General features: G+C 45.5%; 29 protein-coding genes. 12 read left to right on the forward strand and 17 right to left on the reverse strand.

What is annotated here, in order from left to right:
- Positions 1-623: phosphatase PAP2 family protein (locus ABDW33_RS27410; RefSeq protein ID WP_343693302.1), on the forward strand; the 623-nt coding region annotated here is incomplete at its 5' end.
- Positions 624-663: 40 nt separating this feature from the next.
- On the opposite strand, the gene ABDW33_RS27415 is transcribed toward ABDW33_RS27410, so the two are convergent.
- From ABDW33_RS27415 to pdhA, 5 genes are all read right to left on the reverse strand, one after another.
- Positions 664-1,077 carry an EVE domain-containing protein gene (locus tag ABDW33_RS27415; RefSeq protein WP_343693303.1) on the reverse strand — a complete coding sequence of 138 codons (414 nt, stop codon included), beginning with the start codon at positions 1,075-1,077 and terminating at the stop codon, positions 664-666.
- A gap of 78 nt (positions 1,078-1,155) precedes the next feature.
- Positions 1,156-1,875, reverse strand: a complete 720-nt coding sequence (locus ABDW33_RS27420) for a (Fe-S)-binding protein (RefSeq protein ID WP_343693304.1) — start codon at positions 1,873-1,875, stop codon at positions 1,156-1,158.
- A 39-nt stretch (positions 1,876-1,914) separates the two neighbouring features.
- Positions 1,915-2,418, reverse strand: coding sequence for a 6,7-dimethyl-8-ribityllumazine synthase (ribH, locus tag ABDW33_RS27425; RefSeq protein ID WP_343693305.1), 504 nt, complete (start codon positions 2,416-2,418; stop codon positions 1,915-1,917).
- A 79-nt stretch (positions 2,419-2,497) separates the two neighbouring features.
- Positions 2,498-3,205 carry a tetratricopeptide repeat protein gene (locus ABDW33_RS27430; protein WP_343693306.1) on the reverse strand — a complete coding sequence of 236 codons (708 nt, stop codon included), beginning with the start codon at positions 3,203-3,205 and terminating at the stop codon, positions 2,498-2,500.
- Positions 3,206-3,348: 143 nt separating this feature from the next.
- Positions 3,349-4,359, reverse strand: coding sequence for a pyruvate dehydrogenase (acetyl-transferring) E1 component subunit alpha (gene pdhA, locus ABDW33_RS27435; RefSeq protein WP_343693307.1), 1,011 nt, complete (start codon positions 4,357-4,359; stop codon positions 3,349-3,351).
- A 128-nt stretch (positions 4,360-4,487) separates the two neighbouring features.
- On the opposite strand from pdhA, the gene recF reads away from it, so the two are divergent.
- Together recF and ABDW33_RS27445 are read left to right on the forward strand one after the other, a co-directional pair.
- Complete coding sequence (gene recF, locus ABDW33_RS27440; RefSeq protein ID WP_343693308.1) at positions 4,488-5,564, forward strand: DNA replication and repair protein RecF; 1,077 nt, start codon at positions 4,488-4,490, stop codon at positions 5,562-5,564.
- Positions 5,565-5,580: 16 nt separating this feature from the next.
- Positions 5,581-5,868: a DUF721 domain-containing protein gene (locus ABDW33_RS27445; RefSeq protein ID WP_146969126.1), complete on the forward strand. Its 288-nt coding sequence runs from the start codon at positions 5,581-5,583 to the stop codon at positions 5,866-5,868.
- Positions 5,869-6,043: 175 nt separating this feature from the next.
- Here ABDW33_RS27445 and ABDW33_RS27450 read toward each other — a convergent pair whose 3' ends face one another.
- The 6 genes from ABDW33_RS27450 to ABDW33_RS27475 all read right to left on the reverse strand — a co-directional run bounded on the left by ABDW33_RS27450 (position 6,044) and on the right by ABDW33_RS27475 (position 10,584).
- Positions 6,044-6,571, reverse strand: coding sequence for a DUF4252 domain-containing protein (locus ABDW33_RS27450; protein WP_343693309.1), 528 nt, complete (start codon positions 6,569-6,571; stop codon positions 6,044-6,046).
- Between the two features lie 22 nt (positions 6,572-6,593).
- Positions 6,594-7,124 (reverse strand): DUF4252 domain-containing protein, encoded by a 531-nt coding sequence (locus ABDW33_RS27455; protein ID WP_343693310.1) that lies wholly within the window; start codon positions 7,122-7,124, stop codon positions 6,594-6,596.
- A 130-nt stretch (positions 7,125-7,254) separates the two neighbouring features.
- Positions 7,255-7,782: a hypothetical protein gene (locus ABDW33_RS27460; protein ID WP_343693311.1), complete on the reverse strand. Its 528-nt coding sequence runs from the start codon at positions 7,780-7,782 to the stop codon at positions 7,255-7,257.
- Entirely contained in the window at positions 7,772-8,287 is a 516-nt protein-coding gene (locus tag ABDW33_RS27465; protein ID WP_343693312.1) for an RNA polymerase sigma factor, read from the reverse strand. The genes ABDW33_RS27460 and ABDW33_RS27465 overlap by 11 nt, the downstream gene beginning before the upstream one ends.
- Before the next feature lie 153 nt (positions 8,288-8,440).
- Positions 8,441-9,493, reverse strand: a complete 1,053-nt coding sequence (locus ABDW33_RS27470) for an ABC transporter permease (RefSeq protein WP_343693313.1) — start codon at positions 9,491-9,493, stop codon at positions 8,441-8,443.
- Positions 9,494-9,495: 2 nt separating this feature from the next.
- The gene (locus ABDW33_RS27475; protein ID WP_343693314.1) at positions 9,496-10,584 is read right to left on the reverse strand and encodes a BT_3928 family protein; all 1,089 of its coding nucleotides are present in this window, start codon (positions 10,582-10,584) and stop codon (positions 9,496-9,498) included.
- A 122-nt stretch (positions 10,585-10,706) separates the two neighbouring features.
- Here ABDW33_RS27475 and folP point away from each other — a divergent pair, with 122 nt between their 5' ends.
- Together folP and cdaA are read left to right on the forward strand one after the other, a co-directional pair.
- Positions 10,707-11,540 (forward strand): dihydropteroate synthase, encoded by an 834-nt coding sequence (folP, locus tag ABDW33_RS27480; protein ID WP_343693315.1) that lies wholly within the window; start codon positions 10,707-10,709, stop codon positions 11,538-11,540.
- 102 nt (positions 11,541-11,642) lie between these two features.
- The gene (gene cdaA, locus ABDW33_RS27485) at positions 11,643-12,458 is read left to right on the forward strand and encodes a diadenylate cyclase CdaA (RefSeq protein WP_343693316.1); all 816 of its coding nucleotides are present in this window, start codon (positions 11,643-11,645) and stop codon (positions 12,456-12,458) included.
- Positions 12,459-12,620: 162 nt separating this feature from the next.
- Here cdaA and ABDW33_RS27490 read toward each other — a convergent pair whose 3' ends face one another.
- Positions 12,621-13,508: an FKBP-type peptidyl-prolyl cis-trans isomerase gene (locus ABDW33_RS27490; protein ID WP_343693317.1), complete on the reverse strand. Its 888-nt coding sequence runs from the start codon at positions 13,506-13,508 to the stop codon at positions 12,621-12,623.
- A 27-nt stretch (positions 13,509-13,535) separates the two neighbouring features.
- Positions 13,536-14,540, reverse strand: coding sequence for a DHH family phosphoesterase (locus ABDW33_RS27495; protein ID WP_343693318.1), 1,005 nt, complete (start codon positions 14,538-14,540; stop codon positions 13,536-13,538).
- Between the two features lie 263 nt (positions 14,541-14,803).
- On the opposite strand from ABDW33_RS27495, the gene ABDW33_RS27500 reads away from it, so the two are divergent.
- From ABDW33_RS27500 to ABDW33_RS27510, 3 genes are all read left to right on the forward strand, one after another.
- Positions 14,804-15,223, forward strand: coding sequence for a nucleoside-diphosphate kinase (locus ABDW33_RS27500; RefSeq protein WP_083729068.1), 420 nt, complete (start codon positions 14,804-14,806; stop codon positions 15,221-15,223).
- A 120-nt stretch (positions 15,224-15,343) separates the two neighbouring features.
- Positions 15,344-16,240, forward strand: coding sequence for a site-specific tyrosine recombinase XerD (gene xerD / locus ABDW33_RS27505; RefSeq protein ID WP_343693319.1), 897 nt, complete (start codon positions 15,344-15,346; stop codon positions 16,238-16,240).
- Between the two features lie 358 nt (positions 16,241-16,598).
- Positions 16,599-17,567, forward strand: a complete 969-nt coding sequence (locus tag ABDW33_RS27510; protein ID WP_343693320.1) for a phosphatidylinositol-specific phospholipase C — start codon at positions 16,599-16,601, stop codon at positions 17,565-17,567.
- Between the two features lie 128 nt (positions 17,568-17,695).
- Here ABDW33_RS27510 and ABDW33_RS27515 read toward each other — a convergent pair whose 3' ends face one another.
- Positions 17,696-18,325 carry a hypothetical protein gene (locus ABDW33_RS27515; protein WP_343693321.1) on the reverse strand — a complete coding sequence of 210 codons (630 nt, stop codon included), beginning with the start codon at positions 18,323-18,325 and terminating at the stop codon, positions 17,696-17,698.
- A 576-nt stretch (positions 18,326-18,901) separates the two neighbouring features.
- On the opposite strand from ABDW33_RS27515, the gene ABDW33_RS27520 reads away from it, so the two are divergent.
- From ABDW33_RS27520 to ABDW33_RS27535, 4 genes are all read left to right on the forward strand, one after another.
- Complete coding sequence (locus ABDW33_RS27520; RefSeq protein ID WP_343693322.1) at positions 18,902-19,327, forward strand: hypothetical protein; 426 nt, start codon at positions 18,902-18,904, stop codon at positions 19,325-19,327.
- A gap of 81 nt (positions 19,328-19,408) precedes the next feature.
- Entirely contained in the window at positions 19,409-20,005 is a 597-nt protein-coding gene (locus tag ABDW33_RS27525) for a hypothetical protein (protein ID WP_343693323.1), read from the forward strand.
- On the forward strand, positions 20,002-20,802 hold the full coding sequence (locus ABDW33_RS27530) for a histidine kinase (protein ID WP_343693324.1): 801 nt from the start codon (positions 20,002-20,004) through the stop codon (positions 20,800-20,802). The genes ABDW33_RS27525 and ABDW33_RS27530 overlap by 4 nt, the downstream gene beginning before the upstream one ends.
- 90 nt (positions 20,803-20,892) lie before the next feature.
- Complete coding sequence (locus ABDW33_RS27535) at positions 20,893-21,552, forward strand: response regulator transcription factor (RefSeq protein WP_343693325.1); 660 nt, start codon at positions 20,893-20,895, stop codon at positions 21,550-21,552.
- Between the two features lie 89 nt (positions 21,553-21,641).
- On the opposite strand, the gene ABDW33_RS27540 is transcribed toward ABDW33_RS27535, so the two are convergent.
- From ABDW33_RS27540 to ABDW33_RS27550, 3 genes are all read right to left on the reverse strand, one after another.
- Positions 21,642-23,351 (reverse strand): sodium:solute symporter, encoded by a 1,710-nt coding sequence (locus ABDW33_RS27540; protein WP_343693326.1) that lies wholly within the window; start codon positions 23,349-23,351, stop codon positions 21,642-21,644.
- Between the two features lie 133 nt (positions 23,352-23,484).
- Positions 23,485-23,652, reverse strand: coding sequence for a hypothetical protein (locus ABDW33_RS27545; protein ID WP_343693327.1), 168 nt, complete (start codon positions 23,650-23,652; stop codon positions 23,485-23,487).
- Positions 23,653-26,130 carry a PIG-L family deacetylase gene (locus ABDW33_RS27550; RefSeq protein ID WP_343693328.1) on the reverse strand — a complete coding sequence of 826 codons (2,478 nt, stop codon included), beginning with the start codon at positions 26,128-26,130 and terminating at the stop codon, positions 23,653-23,655. It lies immediately after the preceding gene.
- Between the last annotated feature and the right edge of the window lie 702 nt (positions 26,131-26,832).

The raw sequence follows: 26,832 nt of genomic DNA on the forward strand, positions 1-26,832 counted from the left end.
GGGGGGAGCGCCTGGGTATCGTAGTAGGTGGAGCGGGTATCCTGATGACAACAGCAGACTATGAAGTAAAGCAGTTCCTGCTCCGCAACCATACCAGCGGATGGAATGCGGTCACAAAACAGATCGAACCTTTCGGTAATGCGTATTCTCCCTATCTGATTGGAGGTATGTACCTCGCCGGTGTAATAGCGAAAGATCGTAAACTGGAAAATGCAGGACTGATGTCGGCAAAGTCATTACTCATTTCAACATTGCTGTACACAACTGCCAAATCTGTGATTCGTCGTGGTCGTCCTACTTACTTCGATTCTCCATTTGAGTACAACCGGCCCTTCACCATGAACAAGGAACATACTTCTTTCCCATCCGGGCATATGAATACGGTGACTACAGTGGCAACAGCACTGGCAGAGATCTATGGAGAGAAACATCCCTGGGTACCCTGGGTGACCTATGGTATTGCAATAGCCACAGGTGCAACGAGAATGTACCAGATCAGGCACTGGAGTAGTGACGTATGGGTAGGTGCTTCGCTGGGATATTTTGTTACAAAAAGTGTATTCCGGCATCAACGGGAAATGGAACATAAAAAGGCATTGGCGGCAAGGGCCGCAGCCATGTAAAGAAAAAGGGCTTTTGCTATTCGCAAAAGCCCTTTTTTCTTTATTTCTTCATACCCCCCATTTCCAGGATGGTATTATACTCTTCTTCCGTCACCGCACATACTGAAAGCCTCCCCTGCCTGATCAACTGGAAATTCTCCAATCGCTTCTCTGCTTTCATTTGCGCCAGTGTTACATGCTCCTTGAAAGCCTTCACGGGTTGCAGGTCTACTACTACCCAATTCGGATCAGGCGTGGTTGGATCCTGATACGATTCCTTCGCCACCCTTGCGATCCCCACTACTGCCAATCCTTCATTACTATGGTAAAACAACACCTGGTCCCCTTTCTTCATCGCCTTCATATTATTCCTGGCCTGGTAATTTCTTACCCCGTCCCAAAAGGTTTTTCCATCCTTCACGAACTGTTCCCAGGAATATTTAAATGGCTCTGACTTAACTAACCAATAATTCATCAAAAGAAAATTTTAAAATTACCCGCCTCTCTTCCACAGAGGGCGTAGCATCAAAATTCAGACACCGTTTTTATTTAATTACCAGCCACTCGCCAGTACATCGGCAATATGCATGGTTTTAATATTCAGGTTGTGCTTTTTGATATACCCATCAAGGTGCATCAGGCAGGAAAGATCGGTAGATATCAGATAATCTGCTCCTGTGGCAATTGCATTGTGCACTTTCTGCTCACCCATTCCAATAGAAATAGGTTCATATTTCACTGCAAAAGTACCCCCGAAACCACAGCAGGTTTCACACTCGTTCATCTCTGTCAGTTCCAGTCCTTTCACCTTGTTCAAGAGATTCCTTGGCCCCTGTTTGATATGACATTCTCTCAGTGCTGCACAGGAATCATGATAGGTGGCCAGGCCATTCAGCGTGGCTCCCAGGTCGGTTACATGCAGTACTTCTGTCAGGAATTCTGTAAACTCATACAGTTGCTTGCGCAACAGTTTTACATCATTGTGAGCAGCAGAGTTGTCGAACAGCTTTCCGTAATAATTGCGTACAAACCCCGTGCAGGAACCACTGGGTGCTACGATATAATCAAAAGTGTGAAAGTCCTTTAGAAATTTGGTCGCCACAGCCCTTGATTCATCCCAATACCCTGCATTAAAAGCAGGTTGCCCACAGCAGGTTTGATTTGCATTGTAACTTACATTACAACCCAGTTTCTCCAATACTTTGACCATATTGAAGGCTGTTTCGGGAAATAACTGATCTACAAAGCAGGGGATAAAAAGCTGAACGTTCATCGATTTTGTCTTTATAAGTAGCACTAAGCTACGGGAAATTTACTTGCTCTGCTGCAACTTCCGCATCATGCTGATCATTTTCAGCGCGGTCAGTGCACCTTCTTCACCTTTATGTCCGTGTTTACCACCCAGCCTTTCTTCCGCCTGTTCCATATTATCTACCGTCAGAATTCCGAAGATAACGGGTACCGGTAGTTCCAGGTTCAGTTGCATCAACCCTTCCGTAACACCCTTACAAACGTAGTCGAAATGTGGGGTCTCCCCACGGATCACGCAACCAAATGCAATAATGGCGCCAGGCTGTGCACCTGTACCCTGGGTATGCTCCCAATATTGTTTCGCAGCGAAAGGCAGTTCAAATGCCCCCGGTACTTTTACTTTAGCCACCTTGGATATATTGTACTGTGCAAGTGTCTTGTCACAGCCAGCCACCAACTCGTTGATGACAGTATCATTCCATTCGGTATACACTATAACAACACTGGCATCCTCAATTCCGAGAATGCCAGTATCGTCCAATAAACTTTGATTATGTATTGACATATTGAATATATTCTACCGGGAGGGTGCATACACCATTACGAAAATATTCCACAATATGTAGTTTGCCCCTTTTCCGAAATTATTCTCTAACTACACCCAGTCTGGCCAGATACTTATCCATCTCGCGGCCTTCGTTTGACTGAGGATATTTTTCGCGGATCTCTTTGTAGATGGAGATCGCTTCGTCGTTCTTACCGGCTAATTCCAGCGCTACACCTGCACGGAACAGGTAGGTTGGACCAGTAAAATCGTTGTTGCTGTACTGACCAGCTTTCTTGTAATATTTGATCCCTTCTTCAGTATTCTTCAGTTCCATATAAGCATCACCGGTTACGCCATAAGCCATAGCCTGTACCAGCTGATCACCTGCATTGAAGTCTTTCAGCATGTTGATGCCTTCCTGGAATTTGCCCATTTTCACGTAGCAAAGACCAGCATAATATTTTGACAATTGACCGGTTTTAGTGCTGCCGTATTTGTTGATTACCTGTAAGAAGCCATCATTGTTTCCGTCTCCGTTCAGAGCCAGGTTAAATGAATCTTTTTCAAAAGCTTTCTGTGCGTGGAATACCATATCCGCTGCTTTCTTCTCATTCGGCGCCTTGATGAATTTGTTGTAGGCAAATGTACCGCCTATCACCACAACGATAACGAGGAGGGCAATGTTGATGACATTCTTGTTCTTGAAATAAAAGTCTTCAGCCTTGTGTACAGAGTTTTGCAAGTCGAAGTCCTTAGTTACAGGAGCAGAAGCAGATTCAGCGGCCTTATTTTTTGTTTCGGTCATTGTAATTGTGATCGTTAAATTGTTATTTCTTGTTAGGGTACAGGTACGGCCTGATCGCCATATTCCCGCAAATATAAAAAAGGTTAGCGAATCTGCCGCGCCAATTCATGCACGGACGGGACCGCTAACCTATTAAATATCACTTAGTCAACAATGAAAGGATAATCTTCCTGGGTGTATACATCCTTCAGCAGCTCATCATCAGAAGGCCATGGAGAATTTTCTGCAAATTCTACGCAATGCTCAACCTGTTGTTTAACCTTCTCTGTGATAGCTTCGATCTCTGCATCTGTAGCCCATTTGTTTTTCTGAATGGTCTTCAGTACCACGTTCAGCGGATCTCTTTCTTTGTATTCTTCTACCTCTTCTTTAGTACGATACTTAGCAGGATCACTCATGGAGTGACCGCGGTAGCGGTAAGTCTTGATTTCCAGTAAGGTAGGACCTTCGCCGGTGCGCGCACGCTTTACAGCTCTTTCCATACCTTCATGCACCGCTTCACAGCTCATACCGTCGATCGTATCGCTCGGCATGTCGTAAGCGTTAGCTAACTTATAGATATCCAGTACGTTGGAAGTACGTTCTACGGAAGTACCCATCGCGTACATGTTATTTTCGCAAATGAAAATTACTGGCAGTTTCCACAGCATGGCCATGTTAAAGGTCTCATGCAGCATACCCTGACGGGCAGCACCATCTCCGAAGAAGACAACTGCTACGTTGTCAGTACCTTTGTATTTCTCAGCAAATGCCAGGCCCGCACCGGTACCAATCTGAGCGCCCACGATACCATGACCGCCGAAAAAGTTGTGCTCTAAAGAGAAAAAGTGCATACTACCACCCTTACCCTTGGAACAACCTGTAGCTTTACCATACAGTTCAGCCATACAAGCATCCGCAGACATACCCTTAGCAATCGCCAGCGCGTGATCACGGTAAGCAGTGATGAATTTATCCTCCGGTTTAGTTGCAGTTATACAACCCGCAGCAATCGCTTCCTGTCCAATGTACAGGTGGCAAAAACCACGAATCTTCTGCATTCCATATAATTGGCCGGCTTTTTCCTCAAAGCGGCGCAGCAAGAGCATCAATTCATACCAGTACAAATACGTCTCTTTGGTGAACTTCGTCTTTACGTCTGTTTTTGTAGCCACTGTTTCTTAATTTGTCCGCAAATATAACAGGAAAATCCTAAAAACTAAATACTTTGCAACTTTGCTGGAAATACATACCATAATAATATAATAGGCACCTGCTATACAGGGGTTAAAAAAAATATAATTTGCTGTCGCTCAAAAAGATAACATTAGTACAATTTAAGAACTATACCCGGGCAGATCACCGGTTCTCACAACGGATCGTCGGCATTACCGGACGCAACGGCTCGGGTAAAACCAACCTCCTGGATGCCATCTACTACCTCTGCTTCACCAAAAGCTACTTTACCAGCAGCGAAGCCCAAAATACCCAGTATCACACCAATGGTTTCCGGATCGACGCATTTCTCGATAAAGATGGGCACGAAGAACATATCGTATGCACCGTCAAAGACGGCAAAAAAGATATTGCCCTCAACGATGAGCCTTACGAACGCTTTTCCCAGCATATCGGCAAATTTCCGGCTGTTATGATCGCCCCTGACGATGCTGAGATCATTCTGGGCGGTAGCGAGGAACGCCGCAAATGGCTCGATGCCCTGCTTTGCCAGCTACACCCCGGCTACCTCGATCACCTCATTACCTATCAGAAAATCTTACAGCAGCGCAACAGCCTGCTCAAAGCCCCCCCTGCCGCAGGACAGGATATGCTCCTCGACGTTTTCGACGATCAGCTCATTCAGCATGGTACGCCGATCTATGAATGGCGCAAAAAATTCTTACCGGGATTTATACAACAGGTACAATCATTATATGATTATATCGCCGGCCAGCATGAAGTCGTGAACATACAATACCTCTGTGGCCTCCATGAGCAATCTTTTGCACAACTGCTCCATGCCAATCGCTATAAGGACACTGTCATGCAACGCACTACCGGTGGCATACACAAAGATGATCTGCTATTCCTGCTGGATGACCATGCTATGAAAACAAGCGCATCGCAGGGTCAGCGCAAAAGTTTTTTGTTTGCACTGAAACTTGCGCAGTATGAAGTGATTAGAAAACATAAAGGCTTTGCACCCCTGCTTTTGCTCGACGATGTGTTTGAAAAACTTGACCAGGAGCGGGTTTCAAGACTGATACAGCTTGTAAGCAGCACTGATTACGGGCAGGTATTTATCACTGATACACACGCAACAAGATTAATGGATGCATTTAAAGAAAAAGAAGCAGGTTTTCAATTGGTAGAGATGGAGTAATCCGTATCTTTGCATCATGCGCTACGGTATTACGACAATGGGAGATGCCCTCAGAGATTTTATGGATAAAAGCCGAATGAAACCCCGGCTTACAGAAGTACGGATCAGAGAGAACTGGGAACAAATCATGGGTAAGACAATCTCCAGGTATACCGAAGGTATTCAGCTGATAGATGGGAAGTTGCTGATTTCTACCAATGTAGCACCGCTGAAGCAGGAACTCTCCTATTCAAAAGATAAGATTATCAAGCTGGTGAACGAAATGCTGGGTGAACCTGTCGTAAGAGAAGTGGTGATCCGGTAAAATTTCCCGCTATCTGTTTAACTTGACGTGATGATCCGATGAGGATCATTTTTTTTGTCTTATATTTTGAGAAAGAGGGACAATTATTTCGAAGCTCCCTTAACGCCACGAAAGTTGCTCAAAACGGCGAAAACATTAGCTGTCAACTAATGTTCTCTAACCGGGTTAAATGGACTTATAAACTTGCCGTTGTCTTTGTTTTCGTATTAAATTCATTGATCAGCATATTGATATCATTTACCTTCAGACTGGTATGCAAATGCACCATCACAATATCCTTCTCGTCCTGTACCAATATCACCACATTCCCCAGTTCATCATCACTTCCCTTATTCAATACATGTACGAAATTTCCCTGATCCCTTACTTCCATCAGTACATCAAAGTGCTCTTTTTCAATCAGTTTCTTTTTTAGTTTGAGCAGGTCTTCGGTGGGTATAGGTCCATCATGTCCTTCCATGGCATAGATCCTGATCTTTTGAATCCTGGAAAAAAGCATCTTTGCATCTGCCGCTCCATTATTCTTATCATTGGGTATGAGGTTGGCGACAAAACGCATCGGTATCCTGCCTACCCCCATTTTAAATGTTACGGCTACACCCCGGTGAGCATGGTAGAACTGCTTGAGCAGACGATCCTGCGCTTGTGTACTACCGCTAAGAAATAGAAATGCTACGAGAGACAATACAAGGCAATGTTTCATAAAGGGTTGTTTTAAAAATCAATTACATAGTGCTTTTCTTATTCAAAGATTTCAGCCTGTCCATCCCGCCAATATTCATATCATTGGCTATCTGGCTGATCTCATTCAGGTCGATATCACCCAGGAGACTCATCGCCACAAATTCATCTTTTCCTCCTACCAGCATTACCAGTTCTGCGATATTCCCTTTGCTGTTTTCCTTGACCATAAATTTTACAAGCTCTCCTTCACTGCGTACAGTCATGAGCTCTTCGTACTCTCTCGTCAACTGGGAGGCCGCTTCCTGATACAGCTTGCTACCCTCTTTTGTATTCTCTTTTACAAGGACCCGCAGTCCTTTCAGCTTCTTAACTATTGTCATGAAGCTCTTCCCCTCAGCAGAATTCGTATCAAACTTGCTGAACATGGAGAACATCTTTGGTGTGACACTGACCAGCGTAAAGCTTTGGTCGTTTTCATACTTCTGAAAAAAACGGTCGATCACACTTACCTGTTGGGCAAACAGGCCCGTACCTGCTGTTAATAGCAACAGCAATAAACATAAGCGTTTCATTGTCTAAGTTTTATTTTTAAGGAATTAGAATGGCCGGATTTGGCTTGTTACATTTTGTTTGTGTTTAAAATTTCAATCGCTTTGGGCTATTAAAATTTAACACGCTTTCTTTGACAGTTCTGATGCGCTGTTAATCCGCTTTGATAATCTCTGTCGCCTCATTGAAGTAAGATATCTTCTTCGCCTGCGCCGTTCCCTTATTCAGGTTCTTCGCCAACAGCTCCAATGCCTTCTTTGTGGCCGTATACGCTTCTTTCGGATCTTCGTACGTGTCTACCTTGTTCAGCGCAGCTGCCATATTGTTCTCATTTCCCTGCTCCTGCTTCATCTTAAACTGGTGGCCACTGTACACCAGTCCTGCTCCCAGAAGCAATACTGCCGCATATTTCATCCAGTGTTGATAAGGGCGGGCATGCATCCTGACAACAACTGTCCGCTGCGCCTCAAATCCCGGCATATCCTGTATCTCCTCCAATGCGGGCACCGCTCTCCCGGTCTCCGCCACAAAATATCCGAACAGCCCCGCAGCCTCCTGCAAATCTACAGGTAAACCCTGCTGATGCTCAGCAAAAAAACTGCGTAGCAATGCCTCTTCTTCCAGCGAAGTTTCCCCTTCCCAATAGCGGGTCAGCAATTCTCTGATCTCATTATACTCCATACACTTGCAGTTTTTGTAATTGTTCACGTACTGATTTACGGGCACGGTGCAGATTCACCTTCACCTCGTTCAGGTCTATCTCCAGGATCTCTGCGATCTCCTGGTAAGTGTGACCGTCTATATCACGCAATTGCATAATAGTACGGTATTTTTCCGGCAATGCCCGCATGATCCGGTGGACACTGTTCATGACATCCTGCCTGGCTGCCGCCTCGTGAGGATTATCCTGGTGTGTGACAGCTATTTCGACAGCCTTATCCAAATCTTCAGATCTGCGGTGCTTTTTGGATTTTAGCCTATCCAAAGCCAGATTGCGTACAATCCGCATACACCATGCCTCCATGTTCTGCAGCTCCGCCATGCGGTCTTTTTGCTGCCAAACCTTCATCATCGCATCCTGGGTGATATCTCTTGCGTCTTCTTCGTTTCCCAGCAGGTGGTAAGCAAAGCGATAGAGCTTTTGCCTGACCGGGACGACTTGTGATTCAAATAGTGCAAGAGACATATATTATACCAGGGCGTTTATATAAGGAAGACGACTCGCGGAATAGTTTGTTACAAAAGTTTCAAAAAATTTTTTCTCGCGTGTCACCCCTTTGCGGGGCCCTTTGGATGCACAAACTGCCCTAAAACAAAAAAAGCCCTATAGGGCTTTGATTTACAACTTAATCCTCGGATCAATGACACTATATAATAAGTCTGCTAACAGGTTAATGACCACGAAAATACCTGCCGTAAACAAGACGGCGCCCATTAACACCGGGAAATCAAACTTCTCCAGGGCATCTACCGTCATCTTACCGATTCCCTTCCAACCAAAGATATACTCCACGAAGAATGCCCCTGCCAGTAACTCCGCAAACCATCCCGTAATCGCTGTCACCACCGGGTTCAGTGCATTCCGCAAGGCATGCCTGAAAATCACCGTCCGCTTCTGCACCCCTTTGGCATACGCAGTTCTGATATAATCCTGGTGCAATACATCCAGCATGGCTCCCCTGGTCAACTGCACAATGATTGCCAGTGGCCTGATACCCAATGTGATCGCGGGCAAAATCAGGTTTCGCAGGGTGAGCGTTCTGCCCGAAAAAGCATCATAATCGAACAAACTCCCCGTCATATGCAGTCCCGTATAATCACTCAATACAAATCCAAACATATAGGCCAATACAATTCCCATAAAGAACGATGGCGCTGAAATACCTACCACACTTGCAAACACAGCACCGGTATCCATCCACGTATCTTTCTTTACTGCTGATAAGATCCCTAATCCAATCCCCGCTACGGTAGCAAACAAAATAGCTGCTACTGCCAGGACCAATGTACCGGGCAATGCCTCTGTCAGCATTTCCCACACATCTTTTTTCCCCTGATACGACCTTCTTAAATAAGGGGTCTTCAGCACGAGCAACCGATCCCCACTTAAATGCAGCAAAGACAGGTAATGCAATGAACTTTCTGCCTCTACCCTGTCATGTACGGCAACCGGCGACAGGTCATTCAGGTACAGGAGAAACTGTACGGCCACCGGTTTATCCAGGTGCAACTCCTTCCGCACATTCTCCAGCGAAGCTACGTCCGCCCGTTGTCCCAGCGTTAACCGCGCCGGATCGCCTGGCAGTACATTAAATAAAAAAAATACCAGTGCCACTACACCGAGTAGCACCAGTATTCCGTAACTTATTTTCCGTAGAAGAAATCTCAACATACTTATGGTATATCATGGTAATGCCACTTCCCTTTAATCGTTCCTTTTTCTAAAAGGATCAAACAAGGGTTGCTTCTACCGGCCGTCTTGATGGCTGTACCATCCATATTCAGGAACTGGAACTGTAATCCGTGGGCTTTCACAAAACTATCCACCTCTTCTTTTGTAGAAGCTGTCACTCCATAAATATAACATTTACCGGCTGCCTGTTGCTGTTGCAACGCATGTATTTTATCATCCCAGCCTTTACCTGCTTCATTCACATACCTGACCAGGAACAGGTACACCGGCTTTGTCTCTGACAATATCGCTTCGGTCTGATTGCCACCATCAAAGTCTGTCAGGGAGAAATCTTTGATCGGCGGCTCTCCATCGCCTTCCTTTATCAACTTGTCCTTTCTGTCTACATACACCCAGGTACTGTCATTCCATGGGAAATTCTCTGTTGTGAACTCCTTCTCTTTACCATCTTTTTTATAGATCAACACTGTTTCGAACACGTCGGGATGTGAGCCCGGCGGCATTTTCATCTTCTCCGGAATATTATTACCTATTTTATACCCCAGGCAATCAACGATAGGCAGGTGCGCCAGTGTATACCACTGAATGCCCAGTGAGAGCACCAGTGACAACAACATCAAACCACCATTGGCCGTCGTTCCGAATAAGGGTTGAATTTTATTTCTATAGGCGAAGATCACCAGGATCATTACCAGTAATGCCACATCCTTCCAGAAAGTTTCTGCAGGAGAAAGCTTGATGCAATCACCAAAACAGCCGCACTCACGTACACTGCCACTGAACAGTGCATAAGCTGTCAGGAAAGTAAAGAACGCAATGAGGAGTAAGATGAGCCAGGAGAACAGGCGCATCCGGTACCCGATCAGGATAGCCACCCCGCACACGATCTCGAATGTATTCATGGCCACTGAATATACCAGCGAGTAGTGCGACATAAAACCCAGGTGCAGTACTTCAAAAAACTCGTCCATCTTATAACTCAGGCCTAAAGGATCGTTTGCTTTGATCAACCCGGAAAAGATAAACAACACCCCCACTATGATTCTTAATAGGTTAAGGAGAAATTTCATGAATAATTAAATTTAATTGTGCGAAGTTACCTGCCGGCACATCACCACTTTATAGCTAAATTTGCATGGCAAAATAATCAATAATACGCAAACAGGATAAATGGAAAGGAGGAATGGCAATTATGAGTACTATTAACTGTAAAGGCAAATTACTGGATCTGTCAGCCACCCCGGTGGTGATGGGGATCATCAATATCACTGATGACTCTTTTTTTGCTGATAGTCGCACAAAACAGCTGGATGCGATACTTGATAAGGCAGCGCAGCACCTGGCAGAAGGTGCGCAGATACTGGATATAGGGGCACAAAGCACCCGGCCCGGCGCTGAAATGGTAGGCGAGGACACGGAAACTGACAGGCTGATACCGGCTATCACGGCACTATTGGATCGGTTTCCGGAGGTCATCATCTCTGTCGATACCTTCTATGCAAAGGTAGCGGAGCAATGTATGAAAGCCGGAGCCGCCATCATCAACGATATCAGTGCCGGCGACATGGACCCGGATATGATTGCTGTAGCTGCCGCTACAAAAGCGCCGTATATTGCCATGCATATGCAGGGAACTCCTGCAAGTATGCAACACCAACCACACTACAACGATGTAACCCGCGAGGTACTGGACTATTTTATTCAGAAAAAGGCGGCCTGCTTACAGGCAGGCATTAAAGATCTTATTATTGACCCGGGATTCGGTTTTGGGAAGACCCTGACCCACAATTACACCCTTTTGAAAAATATGAATGCTTTTCATATATTGGATTGTCCTTTACTGATTGGCATTTCAAGAAAATCGATGATTTACCGATTGCTGGGAAATACACCAGCAGAGGCGCTGAATGGTACAACGGTGTTGAATACACTCTCTTTACAGGCCGGCGCACACATCTTACGGGTCCACGATGTAAAGGCTGCAATGGAAGCAGTAACAATCCATCAGTATATGAAAGGTCTCTAATATCTCTGCTTACTACAATACCAATTCGTGCTGCCTGTTCCATGCAAGATGGCAGCATCCTATTTAAACCATATCTATTAATATTCATTATTTTTACAATCTATGGATGACTTGTTTCAATTTTACGGATACCGTTACAACTGGTTAAACGTTCTTGACCTGGCGATTGTAATTTTCCTGGTGATACAGCTCTACCGCCTGCTCAAAGGCAGCCTGGCATTCAATATATTTGTTGGCCTGCTCATGGTATATTTTGCCTACTTCATGGTTGAGCTGCTGCACATGCCCATCCTTACCCTGATCCTTCAGAACTTTATCAATATTGGCCTGATCGCAATTATTATCATCTTTCAGCCTGAGATCCGCAAGTTCCTGCTGGTATTAGGCAAAAAAGCCCCCCTCAGCAAGGATAGCTTCTTTACGAAGCTCTTCTTACCTGATAAATTTAAAAGCTATAAAGAAGAAGAAAATATCATCGACGAAGTTGTTACCGCTGTAAGCCGCATGGCAGCAACGTCTACAGGTGCGCTCATCGTATTGTCCAATTCTTATCGTGTAAAATTCGATACTGCTTCCAGTATCTCTTTAGATAGTAATATCAATGCTAAACTGCTGGAAAGTATATTCTGCAAAGGCAGCCCGCTGCATGATGGCGCACTCATCATCGTAGGAAATAAGATCCTGGCGGCCAAGGTAATTCTTCCCGTATCAGAAAATCCTAATCTTCCATTGCAGGTTGGCCTCCGGCACCGCTCCGCTGTAGGTATCACAGAGCACAGCGATAATCTTGCCATTGTCGTTTCGGAGGAAAGAGGCACGATCTCCTACGCTGAAGACGGGCATTTGATACAGGATGTATCACTGGAAGACCTGAAGAGTAAGTTGTACGAAGTGCTGGTAGATGGCTATACAGGATAGAAGAGAGCAGGCTCCTGTTGTATTTCCATCAGGAGGATGTATGATTCATCAAATAACTTATGGGAATCTGATAAAAACGATGCGTGTCCTTATCAGGTACTTCCCCAACAAAAAAAGCCTGTATCTGTCGATACAGGCTTTTTTACTATAAGAAGTCATTAATTATTTCTTCTTAGCCGGAGCAGCTGTTGGTGCAGCCGGAGCAGCTGGCGCAGCTGTTGGTTTCTTAATATCCAGCAGTTCCACATCAAACACCAGTACGGAGTTAGAAGGGATCATCGGAGTAGGCTGCAGGCCATAACCCAGACCGGAAGGCAGGATCAGGGTCGCTTTGGTTCCTTTCTTCAGAGAAGCGATACCAGCATCCCAGCCTTTAATTACATAACCTTTACCAATTGGGAAACGGATAGGTTCCAGCTTTCTACCTGGGTTGATAGTAGAATCAACGGAGGAATCGAAAACTTTACCGTTCAGCAGTTTACCAGTGTAGTTCACCACAACGGTATCACCTGGCTGAGGCTGTTCGCCTGTACCAGCTACCTGAGTTGCAACAAAAACACCTTCAGCGTTAGGAGTAGCCTGGATGTTGTTCTTAGTAGTATACTCCTTGATCAGTTTCTGATCTTCTGCCAATTGTTTAGCAGAGGAGAATTTGCTCACTACTACGAAAGTAACGTTCAGCTTGTCACCCTTCTTAGCAAAAGGAGGACGTGGCTGAGGCAGGGAATCCACAGGAATCACAAAGGTAGCGCTATCGCCTTCGTGCAGAGATGCCAGACCGTCCATCAGGTCCCATTTCTGAGAAGATTTCTGGATCAGCACCGGAACCGGCGCACCACCGCTTCTTTCACGGGAAGTAGCCAGCGTGGAATCGTTCAGTTTCTGGATAATGTTCATCAGTACGGTGTCACCTTCTTTAAGCTGCGCACCACTGCCTGATTTATGAACGATATAATCTACGCCACCGGCTGTCTTCTTATGACCACCGCCACCGCAGGAGGCCAGCAACAGGCCCAATGCTGCAACTAACAACTGATTGTTCTTTTTCATTTGACTGTATTAGTAGGATTGAATGACTTATTGTAATGCTTCTTCATTTTCAGCGATCGCATCAACGAAACGCTGTACGGTTACATCGAGGGTATCAGAACTATGACCACCGGCTGCATGGAAATGGCCGCCACCGTCAAAATATTTACGCGCAAAGGTATTCACGTCAAAGTCGCCTTTGGAACGGAACGACAGCTTTACTTCCTGGTGACGGTCAATGATCAGTGCAGCCATCTTAATGCCCTGGATGGAGAGCAGAAAGTTCACCACACCTTCCGTATCGCCCGTTTGCAGGTCAAAACGCTTCAGATCAGTATACGGTATTGCTATCATTGCGGTGTTGTACTCATAGTATACCTCCATCCGGTTCAGCAGGCTATGGCCCAGGAAGCGGAGACGGTTTTCAAGGAAATTGTCATAAATCGCCTGGTGAATGAGCTCATGATTCAGACCATGATCCAGCAAATCAGCCACCATACGGTGAACGCGGGATGATGTGGAGGCAAAACGGAACGAACCGGTGTCTGTCATGGTACCTGCATAGATACACTGTGCCATGGCATCGTTAATATAACGCTCTTCTCCCATTTTATGTATAGTTTCATACACTAACAATGCGGTAGAAGCTGCGGTCGTGTCGCTCACACCATAGTCAAACACAGGCTGAGGCTCCAGATGATGGTCGATCAGTATTTTTGCACAGTTCAGGGCAGCCAGGTACGGCTCCATGTTTTTGGTTCTATACAAAGCATTGAAATCCAGGCAAAACAGCAATTCCACGCCCTCCAATGCCTTCATTGCCTTATCCTGCGAAGATTCGAAATCCAGCACTTCCTGTGAACCCGGCATCCAATTCAGGAAGTCCGGAAAATTGGTAGGTGAAATAACAGTTACGTTGTGCCCTTTCTGCTTCAGATAATGGTACAAGGCCAGAGAACTTCCCATTGCATCTGCATCGGGTTTCTGATGCATCGTGATTACCACTCTTTTAGGGGCTTCCAGCAAAGGCTTAATTTCCTCGATCCTCTTCATTTTATATTAATAATATAATGTAACTGTTTTTACCGAAAAATGAAGTGCGAAGTTCTCTAATTAGCGCAGAATTTCAAAATTTTTGGGAGGAGGATTTAAAATTCCCTACTGAAGGGTAAAATTTCAGGCTAAATGCCTGTTTTAGCAGCTGAAACCGCTCTTTTTTTCTGTCTGTGAGCACTATCAGGCGCTTTTTTTTTCTGATTGCCCAAAATCTGGTTACATTTGCGCGCAAAATCCGCTAATTAGTTACTCAATATATTATGGCTAACAACAGAACCTTTACAATGATCAAGCCGGATGCCGTAGAAAACGGTCATATCGGTGGTATCCTGAACAAAATCAACGAAGCTGGCTTCCGCATCGTAGCGATGAAGATGACCAGACTGTCTGCTCAGAAAGCAGGCGAATTCTACGCAGTACACAAAGAAAGACCTTTCTATGGTGAACTGGTTGATTTCATGAGCAGTGGTCATATCGTAGCAGCTATCCTGGAAAAGGATAACGCTGTTGAAGAATTCCGCAAACTGATCGGTGCTACTAACCCGGCAAACGCTGAAGAAGGTACTATCCGTAAAATTTATGCTGAGTCTATCGGCCGTAACGCGGTTCACGGTTCTGACTCCGACGAGAATGCTGAGATCGAAGGTAACTTCTTCTTCTCTGGCCTGGAAAAATTCTAAGCTAATTCAGATATTCCAAAAGAGCGTCCTGTATCCGATACAGGGCGCTCTTTTTTTAGCGGCTACCGGCTTAAAAAATGGTCGGCTGCCCGCTTTGATAGTTTTATTTAACTTGCAGGTATGTGGGATATCTATCTGAAAGGATTTAAAGCTTATTTGCAACTCGAACGCTCCCTCTCCGGTAACTCTATTGAAGCCTATCTCCGCGATGTAGAGAAACTGGTGCAGTACCTGCAATGCGCCAATACCCCCCTCCCACCCGATCAGATTGAGCGTTCGCACCTGCAGGCCTGTGTACAGTGGATCGCTACATTAGGTATGACAGCTACTTCACAGGCACGTATCATCTCCGGTATCAAAGCCTTTTATAAATACTTACTCCTGGAAGACATCGTCAGGCAGGATCCTACGCAATTACTGGAAGCGCCTAAAACAAAACGGCAGCTCCCCGATGTACTCAGCTTCGAAGAAATAGAACTGATCATCGCACAGATTAAAACGGGTACGCCTGAAGGTGCGCGTAACCGCGCCATCCTGGAAACGATGTACAGCTGTGGGCTACGCGTAAGTGAGGTAACAGGCTTACAGATTTCCAGGTTACATTTCGATGCAGGTTTTATACGCGTGGTAGGTAAAGGAGATAAGGAAAGACTGGTGCCTATTGGTCGCGATGCAATTAAATACATCAATATCTATAAGGACGAAGTACGGGTGCATATGCCTTGTAAACCCGGACAGGAAGATATCCTTTTCCTGAACCGACGGGGTAGTGCACTCACAAGGGTGATGATATTTCTGGTAATTAAAGAACTGGCAGCTCAAGCGGGTATAGAAAAACAGGTGTCGCCACATACATTCCGCCATTCATTTGCCACACACCTGGTAGAAGGTGGTGCTGATCTGCGTGCAGTACAGGAAATGCTGGGCCATGAAAGTATTACGACGACGGAGATCTATACACACCTGGACCGGGAATTTTTGAGAGATACATTGCAACGGTTCCATCCAAGGTTTTAGGTTACAGGTAGCGCATAAGGGTATCACACTATATGAAAGGCCGATTAAATTCCGCTTAAATTTTCAAAAAGAGTATCACACTTTTGTTATCCCAAAAAGACCTCTTCCCCACTTTTTTTATGAGAAACATACCCCTTTTGTTTTAGAAAACACCTTATTTCCGACGCTGTTTTTTAATAAACACATTACCCTTTTGTTAATGATACAACTCTCATAAACAACATATCAATAAGCTCGTTATTTTGCAGCTGTAATTCAAAACCTACAAACTGTTATACGTTTACACTGTCAGTCTCCACAGATCTGTACAATGCATGCGTTAGCACTCCTATTGCCTGAAATTAACGCACAAATCGAAATGAAAGCATCAAACCTTCTGCATGTACCTGTAACCATGCTGTTATCCCTCGTCCTGTTCAGCTGTTCTAAACAGGATCTCCCTGCGCCTAAATTGGAAAACACTGTAGCGGCTACAAATACCGCTGCTGCTGCCACTGTAGCATCCAATAGCTGGATGTCGGCGTTAGCAGACAATACCAACATTGCAGCGATCTCAATTCCCGGTACCCACGACAGCGGTGCACGCGTAGAGCCGGTATCCGGTACTGCAAAATGCCAGGATCTCTCTATCGCAGATCAACTGGAAGCAGGTATCCGCTACCTGGATATTCGCTGCAGGCACATCGACAATGCTTTTGCCATTCATCACGGAGCGATCTATCAGAACCTGAACTTCGATGATGTACTGACTGCCTGCAAAACTTTCCTCACCAATCACCCGAAAGAAGTCATTGTAATGAGTGTAAAGGAAGAATATGACGCGAGCAACAACACACGTACCTTCGAACAGACCTTTGATACTTATGTCTCGAAATACGGTAATATCGTCCTGGGCGCAACTGTACCTAAGTTAGGAGATGTAAGAGGTAAGATCGTATTACTCCGTCGCTTTTCGGCCAGCACTACACCAAAAGGGATTGATGCTACCAGCTGGGCAGACAACACGACTTTTACTATCAATAACGGTAACGCAAGTTTGAAGATCCAGGACAACTATATCGTAAATGATAACTCTTCCAAGTGGAGCAATGTCACGGCCATGTGGACTGAGTCAAGTACAAACAGCAACAGTATATTGTATATTAATTATACCAGCGGGTATAAACCTTTGATCTTTGGTATCCCTAGTATCACCTCCGTATCCGGTTCAATCAACCCCCAGATTGAAACTTATTTTTCTACCCATACATCCGGCCGGTATGGCATTGTGCCGATGGACTTTGCGAATGCTACCCGGTCATCTGCGATCCTGAACACGAACTTCTGATTGTAAAGACGAAGTATCAGCAATAAAATTACGTCCGGAGGATAGTATTAAAAGATTACTTTTTCCATAACGTATACAAATAGAAAAGCCTGTATCTTGCTGATACAGGCTTTTTATCTTAGTCTTTTTTATCCTACCAACCGCTCCAGCCACCGCACTGCCTTTTTCACACTTCCCACCTGCATGGTGATATTAATCACGCTACAGGCATCAATTGCTCTCCTTCCTGGCATCGCCGCCACTTCCGCCTGTTCTTCCCACACCAGCCGCTTATCTCTATACACTTTAAAATACACATCGGGGCCAAGCAACTGCCCACCGGACAGTTGCTTTCTGCTGAATCTGATCTGGTAACGCCCCCGATCATCTGTGCTGCTATAAGCCAGCATTCGGTGGTTACCTGCATTGTACGCTTCTACTCTCAATTGTGATTGTCCCTCTTTATCATGTGGGCGCCTTACTATTCCGGCAATCACCCACGTACCATAGCTGGCTCGGATCTGTGCCCAGCTTTCAACCGGTATAACATAAGCATAAGCGGCTACATACCGCTGCAATGAATGCTTCCATTGAGGTACCAGCGTACTCAGATGGTAATGTGTTACCATCTTTTCACCCGCTTCCTCAGGCATCCCCTGCAGGCAGATGTCCAACTCTAAAGGTTCCGTGAATAAATGCAGTTGTTCCCAGCTAAGACTGAAATTGCCATAACGATCCAGGGCCGTTTCTGCCAATAACCGATCCTGCTTATTCAACACCTCTGATAGGGTTAACTGCCTGGGGCCACTAAATATATTTTTATGGGGGTACCTATTTGAATCATGCCCATCAGGCAAATACACCCTGATCCGGGCGTTTACTAAAGGTTCAGTACTTTCAGCCGAGATCAATGCAGAAATGTTTCCGATTAGAAGGTAACACATAGTTGTAAATTTAAAAAATTGGGGTCAACCCGGTATACCTCAAACTCAAATCATGTTTTGGTCTCTCTGCATGTTTACTAGGAATGAACAAACTTTGGGAAGAAAGGCCCGTCGATGCTTGCTCGCATTGTGGGGATAGCCATTACCCACAATGCAAAGATTAAAAAGTGTCATTTTACAGTCAAGCGTTGTAATACGCTGTTTTTAGAATACGTAGTTCTACGCATTTTTTGGGAAGCCTACGCTAGATGAGATATAAACACAACCATTTTTTAACACGTAACAAAATGATTATAAACCAGATAGTTGCAAAGTACACATACTCATGCTACTAAAATGGGATACCAGACACAGCTTTGAAAAGTGATTATTTGTAATAATTTTACCGCCAATTAAAACAACAGCAGTCGTATGAGTACAACTAAACCAAATTTCACACCCGATGCAGGTGGATTCATTCACCATGACGAAGCAAAACGTTTAAGGGACAACTATTGCAACAAAAAGCGTCAGAAAGATCCACACGACCCTGACTTCATTCAGGCCTACTTCTTCGGTAAAGAAAAACTACAACAATTACTTGATTGCCAGGAAGACATCATCGGCCTGCGCATTTACTTCGGTGACGACCATGATCATCCTGAAAAAGAATTGAAGAAGATGGTCATTTATGCAGTTAATCACGAAGGTCACAACGTACATTACAAAGATTCAAAAGCTGCCAAGATGCAGAATCTGCAGAACCTCCAGACTGGCGCTGCTGCTCCCATCGAATTCGCAGCACTCGACAGAGGGTTACCATGCCCAACAAATTGCCCTGATCAGGGAACCGCTTAAACCAATAGACAGGTGATTTCATATCTGATTACATTTTACATCATGGAGGGGGTCGAATTTTTACTTTTGATCCCCTTTATCATGAACTTCAATATTCTCGATAAGACCGGCAGATGGATTTTTTATTATCTTATCAGCAGTGTGTTTTTTGCAGCAGGTACGCACCTGATCACCTTCTTCTCGAGAAATAACATGTGGTTTTTTACCCCCATGTCTGTTATTCAATTCCTCATTCTTACCATGTTTTTTTATCATGTAATTAAAAACCAACTCCTCAAAAAATTAGCACTTGCTGCAGCTTTTCTTGTTTTTGGCTTTGCCGTTGTTGACTTTATATGGTTAGAAGGCCCCCTGACCTATAATTCTTACTCCCTGACGTTGCAAAACTTTTTCCTGTTATTGTACAGCGTCATCTTCTTTTGGGAACTGCTGCGGGATGAAGACCTGGTCAAACAATCCATTTTTGTAAATAGTTTACCTAACTTCTGGTATAATAGTGGCTTGTTTATTTTTCATTGCTCCAACTTCATGCTATCGCTGGCATACAATATTTATCAGGGTACTCCAATTGACAGAAGCATACAACATGCTACGCTTTCCATTACCTTTATTGGCGGCTTTGCCGAAGTAGTCCTTATCTATATAGGTCTCCTTAAAGCCAAAACATTCAGGTCATGAACAGTTACGAAGTAGTTATCATAGGTACGGCAGTCATGCTCACAATGGCGATACTCGTCATCGTACTGGTTATATTTCAACAAAAACAGGTTATCCAGCACAAACTCGTTATCAGGGACAAAGATCTGCAACTGCAGAAAGAAAGACTGGTAGCAATTCTTCAGGGACAGGAACTGGAACGCAAACGCATCGCAGAAGACCTGCATGATGAAGTAGGTGCCCAGCTGTCGGTACTCAAACTCAATCTGAACCAGCTTCAACCCTTGCTCAAAACAGGCAACGGTGAACAGGAACAGCTAAAAGAAACCAAAGAATTTACAGATACAATTATCCAGCACCTGCGCTTCATCTCCCAGAGCCTGCACCCACAGGCACTGGAAAACCTGGGCCTGAGCCGGGCGCTGGATTCTTTCTGTAACATGATGAACCGGAATAAACAGGTACAGATCAATTTCACGGAAGAAAGTAACCATCATGATGTAGAACCCGAAAAAGCCCTGAATATTTACCGCGTTGTACAGGAGCTCATCAACAATATTCTGAAACACGCACAGGCTACACAAGTGCAGATTCACTACCGCTCCACACCTACCCTGCTCAGCATACAGGTAGCGGACAACGGAAATGGCCTCCTGCTGGATTCCCTGGAAAACGCCCGCCATAAAACAGGTAGCCTGGGGCTCAGGAACATCGAAAGCCGCCTCAACATCATTGGAGGTACTATTAGCTATAAACCTGGCCAACCCGCAGGTACAATTGCCGAAATCAAGGTAGAAAATTACCAGCGTGCTGAGTAATAATAGTATTTTATTCTAGCTTTGTTCCTGAGCAATGATACGTGAGACGAATCGGGACAATTAACGCAACCAATATAAACGGCTCCCTCTATGACAAACAACATTAAGGTAGCTATTGCCGATGACCATAAAATCTTCCGGAGTGGGGTGATCAATACCCTCACGCCCTATGAAAACATCAATGTGGTGTTTGAAGCTGAAGATGGGGTGCATTTATTACAGATCATGGAAGAACAACAACCAGATGTGATTCTCATGGACTTAAAGATGCCCAACATGGATGGCATAGAAGCTACCAAAAAAGTTAGGGAAAAATATGAGCATGTAAAAGTGATCGTGCTCACCATGTACGAAGATGATAACTTCATTGTACATCTCATCGAAAACGGCGCAAATGCCTACCTGCTCAAAAACGCAGAACCAGGTGAGATTTACGAAGCGATTTGTACTACCTACGAAAAAGGTTTTTATTTCAATGAAAATGTGAACCTGGCCCTCCTCAAGAAGGTCATGCACAAAACCAAGCAACAGTTCAGGCCAACCTTCCGCAGCGAGGTGCCCCTCACCGACCGGGAACTGGAAGTACTCCGCCTGATCTGTGAAGAGCTGACCACGCAGCAGATCTCTGAAAAGATCTTCCTCAGTCCAAGAACCGTAGAAGGACTGCGCCAGAAACTACTGGAAAAAACAGGCGCCAAAAACATTGTAGGCCTTGTCATGTACGCTTTCAGAAACGGCCTGATCGAATAGCTGCTTCTCCTCTTTGATAGTGTGACGGCAGCAATTTGTTCGTAACGACCTACAATAAAAACACCAGGCCGTCAGCTGACGGCCGCCCTTTATTGAGAACTGCCTGATTGAGCAGGCCTTACTTTGTCATGTGAAGGTTGCAGTAATTGTATCATCCAGGCCAGTACGATCACCAGTATACATCCGATCGCATTCAGCCATAGGAATGAGACAATATTGCTGATAAAGACGATGATCACTAAGATCTCCGCCACTATTGCGGCCCAGAATACGGCTGTGCCACCTATCCGTTTACAATAAAATGCAACGAGGAAGATACCAAGGATAACGCCATAAAACAGCGATCCCAGTACATTCACCGCTTCTATCAGGCTACCCAGTTTGCTGGCAAACTGTGCTACCACTATACAGAACAGTCCCCAGATGAACGTCCACCAGCGGGAAGCTTTAAAGTAATGTTCATCCGGGGCTGTTGGTTTAAACTGTCTTTTATAAATATCGATCACGGTCGTAGATGCCAGTGAGTTCAATGCAGCAGCAATACTTCCCCACGCGGCCAGGAATATGATCGCTATGAGCAAGCCTACTAATCCTTTCGGCAGGTTATTGACGACAAAGTGCAGGAAGATATAGTTGGTATCATTTGTATCTGCTGCGGGATCGGCTTTTTTAATATAGTCAATAGCGGTAGTACGTACTTTCAATGCAGCAGCTTCCGCTTTCTCCAGCTTTTCCCGTGCACTGACAATGCCGGCAGGGTCATTTGCTTTTATCGCACCTGACAATGCCCTTACCTGTTGCTGCTTGATCTGATTAAAGCCGTTGTACTCACTTTGGAGGTGCTGTAAGGTAGGCCCGTCTACCTTGTTCAGCTGTGCTTCATTAAAGAAGATCGGCGCCCTGAAATACAGGTAAAATACAAATACCATCGATCCTAACAATAGGATCAGGAACTGCATCGGCACCTTTACCAATCCATTCATCAGCAAACCTAACCGCGATTCCGTTACACTCCGGGCCGTCAGGTATCGGCCCACCTGCGACTGGTCCGTTCCAAAGTAAGAGAGTGCCAGGAAGAATCCCCCGATTACCCCACTCCAGATGTTGTATTTATCTTTCCAGTCAAAATCCGTCACGATCACATTCAGCTTATTCATCTTGCCGGCTACCTTCAGGGCGTCATTGAACCCAATGCCGGCCGGTAGCAGATGAACTACCATCCAGCCTGCCAGGAACATACCTACAAAGATGATCACCAGCTGTAAGGTCTGCGTATAACTCACTGCCCTGGTACCGCCGGATACCGTATAGATGATCAGCAGTCCTCCCATAATTACATTGGTCCAGTAAATATTCCAGCCCAGTAAGGAGGAGAGGATGATAGCCGGCGCATAAATACTGATGCCGGTAGATAACGCCCGCTGTACCAGGAATAATATAGCCGTAAAAGTACGTGTCTTACAATCGAACCGTCCTTCGAGGTATTCATATGCGGTGAACACTTTTAGCTTGTGGTAGATCGGTACAAAGGCCATACAGATCACCACCATGGCCAGTGGCAGGCCAAAATAATACTGTACAAAACGCATTCCGTCGGTATACGCCTGACCTGGTGCAGAAAGAAACGTAATCGCACTTGCCTGTGTGCCGATGATAGACAACAGTACAATATACCATGGCATAGACTGGTTATCCAGGAAGTAGCTGGCCATATCTTTCTGCCCGCGGCTCTTCCAGATACCGTATAATATAATTCCGATTAATGTACCCCCCAGTACAATCCAATCTGCTACACTCATGAATAAACTTTAGTGAATAAATAAAACGCGCCGATCAGCAGCAGGAGCCAACCAATTACAAGTGCATACCACTGCCACCATTGCGGCAGTAATGGCGGTTTATCTTCCTTCATAACTACTTCCTTTAGCTTTACTATTTTCTTTTTGCCAACATATTTCCGCTTAGTAAGCCCAGCGCGAGCCCGATCAGCAAGCCTATATGCAGGCGCTTGATTTCAAAACCAATGGCCAGGCCAATGACGATACAGAGAATCGCAGTCATGGTTAGTCTGGACCTGGGTGGCTGTTTCTGCGCTGCCATTTATTTCTTCGTTGAAATCAGGTTCACAAATATGCGGTAAGCACCAGGTACACCTGCTGGCAATTCTCTGAAGAAAGCCAGTGAGGTGTATACATACCTGCCTTTGCCATACTTTGCCACAATGGTAGAGCCCTTCAATGGCTCCTCTCCTTTGTCATGCATGGAGAACAGCGACTCGTACTTTGCGTCAGCATTGCTTGTAAAGTACAGGCCACGCTCCTGTATCCATCCTTCAAAGTCCTGCTGGGAGAGCTTGTTCGGGTAGTTCATAATGGCATCGTCAGGGCGAAGGAAGGTGACTTCCGCTTTTTCGTCGGTGACCCGGTCACGGCTCAGCGAAAACGGATAAGGTCCAAGGTCGGTGATCTGTAGGGGTCCGTTTACATTATACTGTACCAGCAATGTACCTCCATTCTTAACGTACTCCATGAGGTGAGGCTGCCAGTATTTGATACGTGGATTAATATTGTATACCCTCACACCGGTGATAATAGCATCGTACTGGCTCAGGTCTCCGTTCATGATGTCTTTTTCAGTAAGGTGTGTTACTTCATATCCTACCTGCTGCAGGCTGGCAGCAACCATGTCGCCGGCACCATCGATATATCCCAGTTTACGGCCATTGTGCTGCAGGTCTACCGTCACCAGACGGCCAGCAGCATCCGGGAATAAAGTAATGGTAGGAATATGATCGTAGCTGATAGTCTGTATCCCCTGCGCATAAGCATGTCCGTCATCTTCAATGATCACTTTAAAAGTATCTGTACGGTTGCTACCCTGTACTTTGGCTGGCGCGATGTGAAACAGCAAAGTCGCTTCGTCGCCTCTGCCGGCCAACTCAAAAGGCAGGGAGGCTTCCTGGCTGGAGAACCCGGCGGGCAGTTGCAGCTTCACATTGCCTTTGGTGGCATTGCCCATGTTGCGCAGTTTAACCTGTACAGGTTGAGCAGTCGTACTGGTAAATACAAATACACTGTTAGCCAGATTGGCGACTACAGGAGGGGCAATGATGAGGGGAGCATATACCTCTCCTTTTACAGGGTCGGTGTGTTTGTATTGTACCGGGCGGGCAATAGTCAGTTCTTCTCCATTGATTGTTAAACGAATCGTAGCCTGGATAGCCGGGATATTTTCAGGATTCCCCACAAGCAGCGGGTCCTGGATAGTGTATTCACCTACACCATGCGGTGCACGCAGCCAATACGGTTCAGAGATGGGCGTATTGTCTGGTACCAGCATCGTGACAGGGATATTTTTCAGTTGATTGAAGTCGAGTTGGTTCTGAGAGAAGGAGGTATCCTTGCTGCCAAAGGTGAGAGACTTCACCTGCACAGGCACATTGCTGTTGCAGATGACCTGTACACTTCCCTGCATGGTTTGTCCTGGTACGACTACTTCATTATTACTATATGCCTCCGCCCAGATACCGGAGCAGGTCAGGATCAATTGCTCGGTTTCCTGGAGCTTCTGGTTGCGCCAGTAACCATCAGGAAGGGCTTTGATAGCCTTTCTGATCTGCAAGAGGGCAGGCACGGTAGCGGCAGGATCTTCTAATTTATAGGCAGCTCTCGCTTTGTCGATCATTTCACCGATGGCTTTACCGCCTTCTATACGAGACCAGGTGGTATTGATACCGTCGAGCAGACTTTTCCGGGGCGCATCGCCTTTGATAGTGGAAAAGTATTCAAAGGAGCTACCACGGGCAGCAGCCACACCAAAGCCCTGGCTTTTGTGCTGCGAACGGCTTTCGGCGGCAATTTCGCCGTAGCCTTTACCGAGGAGGTAATTGAAAGCACCTACATCCAGTTTGAACTGATCTTCACTGGTGGTATTGAAGCCGCCGAAGTTGAAGGTATTCCAGAGCAGGCGTTTCACCTTCCAGGGCTTCACGTATTGCAATTGTTCAGGAAAACGTTTGGGATCGGCAGCGGCATCGAATGCTTCAGCGGCGATCATAGCGGAGACGGTATGGTGACCGTGACCGGCACGGCTATCAGCAGGGAATCGACAAACAATCACATCAGGCTGGAATTTTCGGATGATCCATACAGCATCTGCCAGGATCTGTTCGCGATTCCAGATAGTGAAGGTCTCGGTGGGATTTTTGGAAAACCCGAAGTCCAGCGCGCGGGTAAAAAATTGTTCGGCGCCATCGGTCCGGCGGGCTGCGAGCAATTCCTGTGTACGGATCAGTCCCAGGAGTTCACCCTGTTCATTACCAATCAGGTTTTGTCCGCCATCACCACGGGTAAGGGAAAGGTAGCCAGTGCGATATAATTTCTCATTTGCCAGGTAGCCTAACAGGCGGGTATTTTCATCATCAGGATGAGCGGCCATATATAAAACACTTCCCAGCGTATCCAACTTTTTCAACTTCAGGGCAATGCTGGCAGAATTGTTCACGGGCGAGGGTTGTCCCATAGCCGTAATGGCTGCCAGCATACCTGTTGCGAATGCTAAACAGATGCTCTTTACCATTTCTTTCGAGGATTTAAAACAGGCTCAAAAATAGTGATTATAAGGAGGTGTTGAGGAAAATGTGATAAAAGGAAATGAGCGTGGAAGGTACGGGTGAGCTTTATCCCGGCTATAGTATAGCCATAGCATTACAAGTACATTATAAGGTCACTAAAAGGGCACCAATATATCACCTCAATATCCCGGAGATATTGAGGTGATATATTGGTGTACTATTGGTAGACTTTTAGTGATAGGTTGGTAGTATAGCCAGGACATTGCCGAACCATAGCCAAGCTATTGTCAGTGAACGGTTTTGAACTTATTTTATACAATAAACGGTGTGGATGATAAAGACCAAAGAAGCCTGTTAGTTTCACCTCAGGGATACATTTGGCAGAACGACGGCAAAGTGGTACAACGGCTGGGAAATTGGAGCGGTCCCTACCGGGTGAGGGTCTGGTATATGTTGGAGAAATTGGGAAGGATAGTGGTACACAGGCAGTGAACGCCGAACGTCAGGGAAATGAATGATCGGAGATATGGGACTGGTATAAAAGAAAATCCGCCCATCTCAGAGTCGTACCCCTAAAATGAACGGATCCAGTTTGTAAATAGAAGGTTATCAGGAGGCCATATACCCCACCCGTTAAAAATTGGCAAGCGTAGCGGGGGGGTATGGTATCTTTACCTTGAGCAAAATAGATAAAAAAATAAACCGGC

It is taken from the genome of Chitinophaga sp. (genome assembly GCF_039596155.1).
Taxonomy (GTDB): domain Bacteria; phylum Bacteroidota; class Bacteroidia; order Chitinophagales; family Chitinophagaceae; genus Chitinophaga.

Bases quoted from the DNA above. Each gene is read 5' to 3' on its own strand.
- ABDW33_RS27415 (WP_343693303.1), bottom strand. From the start codon at position 1,077: ATGAATTATTGGTTAGTTAAGTCAGAGCCATTTAAATATTCCTGGGAA.
- ABDW33_RS27420 (WP_343693304.1), bottom strand. From the start codon at position 1,875: ATGAACGTTCAGCTTTTTATCCCCTGCTTTGTAGATCAGTTATTTCCC.
- ribH (WP_343693305.1), bottom strand. From the start codon at position 2,418: ATGTCAATACATAATCAAAGTTTATTGGACGATACTGGCATTCTCGGA.
- ABDW33_RS27430 (WP_343693306.1), bottom strand. From the start codon at position 3,205: ATGACCGAAACAAAAAATAAGGCCGCTGAATCTGCTTCTGCTCCTGTA.
- ABDW33_RS27445 (WP_146969126.1), top strand. From the start codon at position 5,581: ATGCGCTACGGTATTACGACAATGGGAGATGCCCTCAGAGATTTTATG.
- ABDW33_RS27450 (WP_343693309.1), bottom strand. From the start codon at position 6,571: ATGAAACATTGCCTTGTATTGTCTCTCGTAGCATTTCTATTTCTTAGC.
- ABDW33_RS27455 (WP_343693310.1), bottom strand. From the start codon at position 7,124: ATGAAACGCTTATGTTTATTGCTGTTGCTATTAACAGCAGGTACGGGC.
- ABDW33_RS27460 (WP_343693311.1), bottom strand. From the start codon at position 7,782: ATGGAGTATAATGAGATCAGAGAATTGCTGACCCGCTATTGGGAAGGG.
- ABDW33_RS27465 (WP_343693312.1), bottom strand. From the start codon at position 8,287: ATGTCTCTTGCACTATTTGAATCACAAGTCGTCCCGGTCAGGCAAAAG.
- ABDW33_RS27470 (WP_343693313.1), bottom strand. From the start codon at position 9,493: ATGTTGAGATTTCTTCTACGGAAAATAAGTTACGGAATACTGGTGCTA.
- ABDW33_RS27475 (WP_343693314.1), bottom strand. From the start codon at position 10,584: ATGAAATTTCTCCTTAACCTATTAAGAATCATAGTGGGGGTGTTGTTT.
- folP (WP_343693315.1), top strand. From the start codon at position 10,707: ATGAGTACTATTAACTGTAAAGGCAAATTACTGGATCTGTCAGCCACC.
- cdaA (WP_343693316.1), top strand. From the start codon at position 11,643: ATGGATGACTTGTTTCAATTTTACGGATACCGTTACAACTGGTTAAAC.
- ABDW33_RS27490 (WP_343693317.1), bottom strand. From the start codon at position 13,508: ATGAAAAAGAACAATCAGTTGTTAGTTGCAGCATTGGGCCTGTTGCTG.
- ABDW33_RS27495 (WP_343693318.1), bottom strand. From the start codon at position 14,540: ATGAAGAGGATCGAGGAAATTAAGCCTTTGCTGGAAGCCCCTAAAAGA.
- ABDW33_RS27500 (WP_083729068.1), top strand. From the start codon at position 14,804: ATGGCTAACAACAGAACCTTTACAATGATCAAGCCGGATGCCGTAGAA.
- xerD (WP_343693319.1), top strand. From the start codon at position 15,344: ATGTGGGATATCTATCTGAAAGGATTTAAAGCTTATTTGCAACTCGAA.
- ABDW33_RS27510 (WP_343693320.1), top strand. From the start codon at position 16,599: ATGAAAGCATCAAACCTTCTGCATGTACCTGTAACCATGCTGTTATCC.
- ABDW33_RS27520 (WP_343693322.1), top strand. From the start codon at position 18,902: ATGAGTACAACTAAACCAAATTTCACACCCGATGCAGGTGGATTCATT.
- ABDW33_RS27525 (WP_343693323.1), top strand. From the start codon at position 19,409: ATGAACTTCAATATTCTCGATAAGACCGGCAGATGGATTTTTTATTAT.
- ABDW33_RS27530 (WP_343693324.1), top strand. From the start codon at position 20,002: ATGAACAGTTACGAAGTAGTTATCATAGGTACGGCAGTCATGCTCACA.
- ABDW33_RS27535 (WP_343693325.1), top strand. From the start codon at position 20,893: ATGACAAACAACATTAAGGTAGCTATTGCCGATGACCATAAAATCTTC.
- ABDW33_RS27540 (WP_343693326.1), bottom strand. From the start codon at position 23,351: ATGAGTGTAGCAGATTGGATTGTACTGGGGGGTACATTAATCGGAATT.
- ABDW33_RS27545 (WP_343693327.1), bottom strand. From the start codon at position 23,652: ATGGCAGCGCAGAAACAGCCACCCAGGTCCAGACTAACCATGACTGCG.
- ABDW33_RS27550 (WP_343693328.1), bottom strand. From the start codon at position 26,130: ATGGTAAAGAGCATCTGTTTAGCATTCGCAACAGGTATGCTGGCAGCC.